The organism is Mycetocola sp. (assembly GCF_046716805.1).
Classification (GTDB): domain Bacteria; phylum Actinomycetota; class Actinomycetes; order Actinomycetales; family Microbacteriaceae; genus Mycetocola_A.
The window spans coordinates 75,468-81,784 of the sequence record NZ_JBKJWH010000083.1 but is presented as its reverse complement, the minus strand read 5'-3'; the positions used below and the strand labels follow the sequence as shown (position 1 = coordinate 81,784).

Annotated in this window: 9 protein-coding genes; 4 read left to right on the top strand and 5 right to left on the bottom strand. The window is 66.8% G+C overall.

Features of this window, described 5'->3' with window-relative positions:
- Positions 1–113 precede the first annotated feature (113 nt).
- Entirely contained in the window at positions 114–1,859 is a 1,746-nt protein-coding gene (locus ACLQ62_RS06900) for a DEAD/DEAH box helicase (protein ID WP_411720909.1), read from the bottom strand.
- A 172-nt stretch (positions 1,860–2,031) separates the two neighbouring features.
- On the opposite strand from ACLQ62_RS06900, the gene msrA reads away from it, so the two are divergent.
- Positions 2,032–2,553, top strand: coding sequence for a peptide-methionine (S)-S-oxide reductase MsrA (gene msrA, locus ACLQ62_RS06895; protein ID WP_411720908.1), 522 nt, complete (start codon positions 2,032–2,034; stop codon positions 2,551–2,553).
- A gap of 62 nt (positions 2,554–2,615) precedes the next feature.
- Here msrA and ACLQ62_RS06890 read toward each other — a convergent pair whose 3' ends face one another.
- The 3 genes from ACLQ62_RS06890 to ACLQ62_RS06880 form a co-directional block, all read right to left on the bottom strand.
- Entirely contained in the window at positions 2,616–2,741 is a 126-nt protein-coding gene (locus ACLQ62_RS06890) for a hypothetical protein (protein ID WP_411720907.1), read from the bottom strand.
- 66 nt (positions 2,742–2,807) lie between these two features.
- Complete coding sequence (locus ACLQ62_RS06885; protein ID WP_411720906.1) at positions 2,808–3,308, bottom strand: SRPBCC family protein; 501 nt, start codon at positions 3,306–3,308, stop codon at positions 2,808–2,810.
- On the bottom strand, positions 3,305–3,655 hold the full coding sequence (locus ACLQ62_RS06880; RefSeq protein ID WP_411720905.1) for an ArsR/SmtB family transcription factor: 351 nt from the start codon (positions 3,653–3,655) through the stop codon (positions 3,305–3,307). Before ACLQ62_RS06880 ends, ACLQ62_RS06885 begins: the two co-directional genes overlap by 4 nt.
- A 17-nt stretch (positions 3,656–3,672) precedes the next feature.
- Here ACLQ62_RS06880 and ACLQ62_RS06875 point away from each other — a divergent pair, with 17 nt between their 5' ends.
- From ACLQ62_RS06875 to ACLQ62_RS06865, 3 genes are all read left to right on the top strand, one after another.
- On the top strand, positions 3,673–4,524 hold the full coding sequence (locus ACLQ62_RS06875; RefSeq protein ID WP_411720904.1) for a class I SAM-dependent methyltransferase: 852 nt from the start codon (positions 3,673–3,675) through the stop codon (positions 4,522–4,524).
- A gap of 197 nt (positions 4,525–4,721) precedes the next feature.
- Positions 4,722–5,156 carry a YbhB/YbcL family Raf kinase inhibitor-like protein gene (locus ACLQ62_RS06870; RefSeq protein WP_411720903.1) on the top strand — a complete coding sequence of 145 codons (435 nt, stop codon included), beginning with the start codon at positions 4,722–4,724 and terminating at the stop codon, positions 5,154–5,156.
- A gap of 42 nt (positions 5,157–5,198) precedes the next feature.
- A complete protein-coding gene (locus ACLQ62_RS06865) occupies positions 5,199–5,687 on the top strand; it encodes an N-acetyltransferase family protein (protein WP_411720902.1) in 489 nt (162 codons plus the stop codon).
- 51 nt (positions 5,688–5,738) lie between these two features.
- On the opposite strand, the gene ACLQ62_RS06860 is transcribed toward ACLQ62_RS06865, so the two are convergent.
- The gene (locus tag ACLQ62_RS06860; protein WP_411720901.1) at positions 5,739–6,242 is read right to left on the bottom strand and encodes an ASCH domain-containing protein; all 504 of its coding nucleotides are present in this window, start codon (positions 6,240–6,242) and stop codon (positions 5,739–5,741) included.
- Positions 6,243–6,317 lie beyond the last annotated feature (75 nt).

The window sequence follows — 6,317 nt, the reverse complement described above, 5'->3', positions numbered from 1 at the left end:
AGGCGGAGCTGGCCGAAGGCACGAGCCCTTCGAGGAAATCGAGGTCTCCACGGTCGTCAACGACGCCCACGGTCGCGTCAACACCGTGTCCCACATGCGGTTTTCCCCGTCGGTCAGCTCGCGCGGTTCGGCATCCTGCCCGGTTTCGCGGGATCGCGGCCGCGCTGTTCGCCGGCGTCGCGGCGTAGGCCGATGAGCTTGCCTGAGATGCGGGTGGCGGCGAGCGCCTCCTCGGTCCCGGGCGGGAGCTCGGCCGGTAGCTCGACCAGGGAGAAGTCCGGTCGGATCGAGATGTTCCCGAAGTCCTTGCGGCTCAGGCCACCCTCGTTGGCGAGGGCACCGACGATCTGACGCGGCTCGACCTTGTGGCGCTTGCCGACCGCGATCCGGTACGTCGCCATAGGCGAGCCGTCCGCATTGCGGGCCGGCCGCCGATCGGCGCGGTTCGATCCGCGCTCCGGCCGCTCGTGGCGCTCCTGACGAGCGGGACGCTGCGGCTCGGGCTCGAGGAGCAGGGGAGTGTCGCCCTGGAGCACGACCGCGAGGGCCGCGGCGACGTCCACCTCGGGTACGTCGTGCTCGCGGACGTAGTGTGCGACGACGTCGCGGAAGAAGGAGACCCGGTCGGGCGCCGACAGCGCGCTGGAGATCGCGTCGTCGAAACGCGCCAGGCGGGTGCTGTTGACGTCGTCAACCGTCGGCAGCTGCATCTGCGTGAGTGGCTGACGGGTCGTCCTCTCGATCGACTTCAGCAGGTAGCGCTCACGCGGGGTGACGAACGAGATCGCGTCGCCGCTGCGGCCGGCGCGCCCGGTTCGGCCGGTCCGGTGCACGTAGGACTCCGGATCGGTCGGGATGTCGTAGTTGACGACGTGGCTGACCCGGTCGACGTCGAGACCGCGCGCCGCCACGTCGGTCGCGACCAGGATGTCGAGCTTGCCGTCCTTGAGCTGCCCGATGGTCCGCTCGCGCTGCGCCTGAAGCACGTCTCCGTTGATCGCGGTGGCCGAGAAGCCCCGGGCCCGTAGCTTCTCGGCGAGGGTCTCGGTCTCGTTCTTGGTGCGGACGAAGACGATCATCCCCTCGAAGTTCTCGACCTCGAGGATCCGGGTGAGAGCGTCGACCTTCTGCGGGTAGGACACCATCAGGTAGCGCTGGGTCGTGTTCACGGAGGTCGTGGTCTTGTTTTTGACCGTGATCTCTTCGGGGTCGTTCAGGTACTGCTTCGAGATCCGGCGGATCTGGGCCGGCATGGTCGCGGAGAAGAGCGCGACGTTCTTGTCCTCGGGGGTGTCGGCGAGGATCGTCTCGACATCCTCGGCGAAGCCCATCTTCAGCATCTCGTCGGCTTCGTCGAGCACGAGGTACTTGAGTTCGGACAGGTCGAGGGTGCCCTTGTCGAGGTGGTCCATGATGCGTCCGGGGGTACCGACGACGACGTGCACGCCTCGACGCAGCGCCGACAACTGGACGCCGTAGCCCTGGCCGCCGTAGACGGGCAGCACGTGGACGCCCTTGAGATGGGCAGCGTACTTTTCGAATGCTTCACAGACCTGGAGCGCGAGCTCACGGGTCGGTGCGAGCACGAGGGCCTGCGGGGTCTTCTGCGCCATGTCGAGGCGGGAGAGGATCGGCAGGGCGAACGCGGCAGTCTTGCCGGTCCCGGTCTGGGCGAGGCCGACGACATCGCGACCGGCGAGGAGCGGGGGAATCGTGGCGGCCTGGATTGCGGACGGAGTTTCGTATCCAACATCACGCAGTGCCTTGAGCACGGCGTCAGCGAGCCCGAGCTCGGAGAAGTTCTGGCCGGCGTCTCGTGTCTCGGCGTCGCTGGGCGCGGTTGTATCAGGGGAAGTCATACCCTAACGGTAGTCCTATGTGGATGTGTATCTGTCGTACGGGATGCCGTGGGCGCCGCTCGAAACTCTCGGCCGGCGTACAGGCGCACGGGAACAGCACGCGGTGCTCTTCTGTTCTCCTTCTTGGCAGGATGCCCGACAATGGACAGTGTTCAACACGAGGAGGCCACACATGACCGGCACAACTGAAACCGCGATTCTCGCAGGCGGCTGTTTCTGGGGGGCACAGGAGCTTGTTCGCAAGCGCCCGGGAGTGGTGTCGACCCGCGTCGGCTACTCAGGCGGGGAGACCCCGAATGCGACGTATCGCAATCATGGGAACCACGCCGAGGCCGTTGAGATCGTCTTCGACCCGACGCAGATCTCCTACCGCGACCTGCTCGAGTTTTTCTTCCAGATTCACGACCCGTCGACCAAGGACCGTCAGGGTAACGACGTCGGACCGAGCTACCGTTCGGCGATCTTCTATCTCAGCGACGAGCAGAAGCGCGTCGCCGAAGACACCATCGCCGATGTCGATGCCTCCAGCCTCTGGCCCGGCAAGGTAGTCACCGAAGTCACCCCCGCCGGACCGTTCTGGGAGGCTGAAGAAGAACACCAGGACTACCTGGTGAAGTACCCGAACGGCTACACCTGTCACTTCGTGCGCCCGGGCTGGAAGCTGCCGCGCCGTGAGGCCGAAGTCGCCGGCTGAGTCGCGCCAGCAGAGACGCCCTCGAGAGCTCCGGCTCTCGGGGGCGTTTTGCGTTCGCGGGACTACTGCCCGATGAGAACGGTGTACACGAAGCCGCCGGCTCCGAGAGCGGCGACAGCCACTCCGATCCAGAGGGCGACTCCGCCGATTCCGGTGCGTGCGGGCCAGTTCGGGATGTTGTTGCTCATGCCACCACCTTAGGACCACGCGGAGTGGTTCCTCCTGCCGGTCAGCCCAGGGCGTCGGCTCAGCCCTCAGCGGCTGACGGAGCTTTCGGACAGGATGGCGTCGATCTGGCTCATCGCCTCGGTCATGCCCTCTTCCATGCCCATCCCGGACATCTGCTCGAGCTGCTCGGTGCTCGTGAACGTGGAGACGGAGGTCATCCTGGTGACGCCGGCGTCTTCCTCGAGGGTGACGACACAGCGGGTGGTGTCGTCAGGATCGAGGGGCTCACCGTCGTCTCCGGCGAACCCGTCATCGAACTCGAGGCGGCGCGGAGCGGAGACATCGATGATCCGCCACCATCCGCGGGCCTTCTCGCCCTCTGGCCCTGTCATGTAATAGCGGGCGTCCCCGCCAGAAGCGAACTCGAGCCTCTCGAATGTCGCCGGCCAGGTCGGGGGACCCCACCAACGCTCGAGCAAGCGGGGGTTCTCCCACACCTGCCAGACCTGGTCGACGCCGGCGGTGAACTCCGCGGTGATGGTGAAGGTCAGGTTCTCAACGTCTTTGTGTGAGCTGATAACGGTCACTGTTCTCTTCCTTTCTCTGGCTCGGAGAGGATGTCCCCGATGCTTCCGGCACGTGCGTGCCAGATTCTCTCGTAAGCGTCGAGCAACTGAGCTGCCCGGCGGAGTGTCTCGGCGTTCCCGTGCACGAGCTGCTCCCGGCCTCGGCGCACTTTGATCACGAGTGACGCGCGCTCGAGCACCGCCACATGTTTCTGCACGGCGGCGAAGCTCATCGCGTAGTGTTCGGCGAGCGCCGAAACCGACTGTTCGTGAGTAAGCGTGCGCGCCACGATGTCACGGCGGGTCGCATCGGCCAGTGCCTGGAAGATGCGATCCACTTCGGTGTCGCGCAGACTATCTACAACCATTTGGTTGCAGGTTAGCAGTGGGTGATCTCGTCGCCAAGGGGTTCGACGAGATTCCTGGTGTTAGTGTGACCGCCGAGCCCGGTCACCGGCGGGCGCTCGAGGAGGTTTCGATGGACGACGACGACGCCTGGTCGGCGGTGGCGGCGGAGTGGGCGGAGCTGTGGGGCGGCTTCGCGGATCCGGTGCGCCACCTGATCGTGGTCGCCACCGGGATCCGTCCTGAAACGAGGGTTCTCGATGTCGGCTGCGGGAGCGGCGAGTTCCTGGCCGTGCTCACCGACATCGGAGCGGTCGCCGCCGGGATCGACCCGGCACCCGGCATGATCGAGTTCGCCCGAGCCCGGGTTCCCGAAGCTGACATCCGGTCGGGCGCCGTCGAGTCGTTGCCGTGGCCTGACGCCTCCTTCGATGCCGTCATCGCGATCAATTCGCTGCAATTCGCCGACGACCCGGATGCCGCGCTCGCCGAAATGAGGCGAGTCACGGTAGCGGGTGGCTTCGTCGCCGTCGCCAACTGGGCGGACGCCGCCCGCAATGACATCCACGTTCTCGAACGGGCCGTCGCCGCGTCCTTCGACGAGGAGTTGCCGCCCGACGACGCGCTGCGGATGCCCGGGGGACTCGAGGAATTGTTCCGCAGGGGCTGCATCGCGCTCGTCGCCGGCGGCACGGTCGCCGCACCCTGGGGCGCACCCGATGACAACACCCTCGTTCGCGGCATTCTTCTCGGCGAGGACAGCGCAGGCCTCGCTGATGGGGCCGCAACGGTGATCAGCGCTGCGAGCCCGTTCCGGATGCCTGGCGGCGGTTACCGACTGGACAACGCGTTCCGGTATGCGGTCGGCCGGACACCGACGTCGAGCGCGTAACAGTTCGACAGCCCGCAGCCGGGCAGGCAACGATCACCGACGAATGACCGTCCAGGGCTGCCATCAACCCGCCGATGCGGTCCACAATGAGAGCATGTCGACGGTGCTCCGTGTCGTCCGCCCACTGGTGGCGCCACAGAGCCGAACGCGGCTGTTCCGACGACTCGGCGCACCGAACAAGAAGGAGAACCTTCCTCATGGCACTCATGATCCGCTCGGCCGACTTCTCTGACGGCGAACCGATCCCGAAACGCTTCACCGCCGACGGGGAAAACGTCACACCCTCCCTCGTGGTCGAAGACGTCCCGCCCGGCACGGTTGAACTCGCCCTGATCTGCCACGACCCTGACGCCCCTGACCCGGATGGTTTCACCCACTGGACGGTCTACGGGCTGCCCCCCTCGACGACGAACATCGCGGATTCCGAGTACAGGGAGGGACCGAACGATGCCGGCAGCCCGGGGTGGTATGGCCCGAAGCCTCCCGCCGGGCACGGAACCCATCACTACGCTTTCACCGTCTACGCGCTGTCGAAACCCGTCGACGGGTCTCCGTCCCGTGACGAATTCCTCCGGAGCAACGTGGGCGTGATGCTCGGCCAGGCAACGCTGGTCGGCACCTACTCACGCTGAGCGATCCGTTCGAACGGAGCGCGACGCTGCAAGAATGGGACCGTGACTCTGACCACACTCAATGCCGCCGGGCATCCGATCACCCTGCGCGAAGCGGACCTCCCGGACGTGGCAGGGATCGTGAGGCTCCTCGCCGAAGACGAACTGCGCGGGGCCATCGATTCCACGGCGATCGAGGATCGTGCGGGCTATGAGCGGGCGTTCCGCGCGATCGACGCCGACCCGGCGCACCTCCTCGTCGTCGGCGTCGATCCTCGCGGCGACGTCATCGCGACGATGCAGTTGAGCTTCCTGCCGGGCCTGGCTCGGGCGGGAGCAACCCGACTGCAGATCGAGGCCGTGCGCGTGCACAGCCGCCTGCGCGGTCACGGTGTCGGCGGGGCGATGATCGAGTGGGCACTCGAGGAAGGACGGCGCCGCGGTGCTTCCCTCGCGCAATTGACGTCGGACAACACCCGGGTGGACGCTCACCGTTTCTACGAGCGCCTCGGCTTCTCCCGCACGCACGCGGGTTTCAAACGGGCGATCTGACGGCGGGCTGGACCCGACGCTCGTCACGGATCGGTCGGGCTGCCGGGGCGGTCAGTCGGCGAGCTCGGGCGGCCAGACGACGCGGAACCGTTCGAACACGATCTCGTCGTCCTCGCTCCAAACGCTGCCCCGCGCCGCGCAGGTACGGGTCCAGTATCTGCTGTGGTCCTGCTTCCAGGTCGTGAGGGTGCGGTCGCCTTCCCCCTCATCCCACGCGAACGACTCGTCGACGCTCCCGAAGGTACCCAACCGGAACTCGACGCTGCGGAGAATCACCCGGGGCGCGCCGGAACTGTCGCACGCGATCCAGTGCGAACCGATCCGGGGCAGGGGGTCGCCGCCCGCGGCGAATGCACTGGCCAGCTCGGCCGTCGCGCGTTTCGCGCCGTGAGTCACCTCGCGCAGCAACTCGTCCGCCAGCCGCGCGGAGTCCCCGAAGTGCTCGACCGTGTATTCCGGGCAGACACGGACGGCCGCAGGATGAGCGCTGGAGTACGCTGACCAGAGCTCAGCGGCATGGTCGATGTCCGGGGCTGCGGCAGGGGAACTCGTCATGCGGACAGTATCCCAGAGCCCGATCGCGGCTGGCGCCCGGCCCTAGGCATCCCCGGTGAACCGTGCTCGAATGGT

What these genes read in the sequence shown, in the direction of transcription:
- ACLQ62_RS06900 (WP_411720909.1), bottom strand. Translation starts at nt 1,859, where the DNA reads ATGACTTCCCCTGATACAACCGCGCCCAGCGACGCCGAGACACGAGAC.
- ACLQ62_RS06890 (WP_411720907.1), bottom strand. Translation starts at nt 2,741, where the DNA reads ATGAGCAACAACATCCCGAACTGGCCCGCACGCACCGGAATCGGCGGA.
- ACLQ62_RS06860 (WP_411720901.1), bottom strand. Translation starts at nt 6,242, where the DNA reads ATGACGAGTTCCCCTGCCGCAGCCCCGGACATCGACCATGCCGCTGAG.
- msrA (WP_411720908.1), top strand. Translation starts at nt 2,032, where the DNA reads ATGACCGGCACAACTGAAACCGCGATTCTCGCAGGCGGCTGTTTCTGG.
- ACLQ62_RS06880 (WP_411720905.1), bottom strand. Translation starts at nt 3,655, where the DNA reads ATGGTTGTAGATAGTCTGCGCGACACCGAAGTGGATCGCATCTTCCAG.
- ACLQ62_RS06870 (WP_411720903.1), top strand. Translation starts at nt 4,722, where the DNA reads ATGGCACTCATGATCCGCTCGGCCGACTTCTCTGACGGCGAACCGATC.